The 361-nt window shown below is 69.3% G+C and carries 1 protein-coding gene; it reads right to left on the bottom strand.

The window, feature by feature from the left end:
* A partial coding sequence (locus N864_RS23145; protein WP_162164574.1) for an integrase catalytic domain-containing protein occupies positions 1-343 on the bottom strand: 343 nt, incomplete at its 3' end.
* Between the last annotated feature and the right edge of the window lie 18 nt (positions 344-361).

Raw genomic sequence — 361 nt, 5'->3', positions numbered from 1 at the left:
GCAGCTGTTTGGAGACCATCGCCGCGCCGTTGTCGAGATAGACGACCTGCGGGATCCCACGTGACATCAGCCCGGCGCGCAGCGCCCCGGCCAGGGCGAGCATGTCCTCGCTGTAACCCCACCGGTAGCCGACCAAGGCACGGGAGTGGTCATCGATGAACGCCATCAGAAACGTCTTCCGCCCGGCGATGACCGGCCCGTGCAGCGCGTCACCGGTCCACCGCTCGTTCGGTGCGGCGGCCTCGAACCGGCCGAACGCCCTTGGCGGGGTCCCGTCCGGACGGGTGTTCAGCTCGAGCCGGGCGAAGTGACGCTGCAACGTGCGCGCCGACGGCGCGCTCACACCGGTGTGTTCGGTCAA

The organism is Intrasporangium chromatireducens Q5-1, assembly GCF_000576575.1.
GTDB lineage: Bacteria > Actinomycetota > Actinomycetes > Actinomycetales > Dermatophilaceae > Intrasporangium_A > Intrasporangium_A chromatireducens.
Note: the sequence above shows the minus strand (reverse complement) of the source record. Positions and strands in the feature narration are given on the sequence as shown.